General features: G+C 72.4%; 1 protein-coding gene. It reads left to right on the top strand.

All coding sequences use genetic code 11. From position 1 onward, the window contains the following. Positions 1 to 312: TrmH family RNA methyltransferase (locus GV790_RS29605; RefSeq protein ID WP_163818108.1), on the top strand; the 312-nt coding region annotated here is incomplete at both ends.

Genomic DNA, 312 nt, shown 5'->3' with positions numbered 1-312 from the left:
ACGCCCACCCCGACGATCTGGTCGAGGGTGTGCGCGGTTCGGGTCAGCCCGCACTGCTCGTCGCGCTGGACAACATCTCCGATCCGCGCAACCTGGGTGCGGTGATCCGCTCGGTCGCGGCCTTCGGTGGACAGGGTGTGGTGATCCCGCAGCGGCGCAGCGCGAGCGTCACCGCGGTGGCGTGGCGTACCAGCGCCGGCGCTGCGGCCCGGCTGCCCGTCGCCCGTGCCACGAACCTGACTCGCACGCTGAAGGACTTCGCGGCCAAGGGGTACCAGATCGTCGGCCTCGACGCGGGCGGCGACACCACCC

The sequence above is a fragment of the Nocardia cyriacigeorgica genome (genome assembly GCF_010858045.1).
GTDB lineage: Bacteria > Actinomycetota > Actinomycetes > Mycobacteriales > Mycobacteriaceae > Nocardia > Nocardia cyriacigeorgica_E.
The sequence above is the reverse complement of the archived record's forward strand: the minus strand, read 5'-3'. Positions and strand labels throughout refer to the sequence as shown.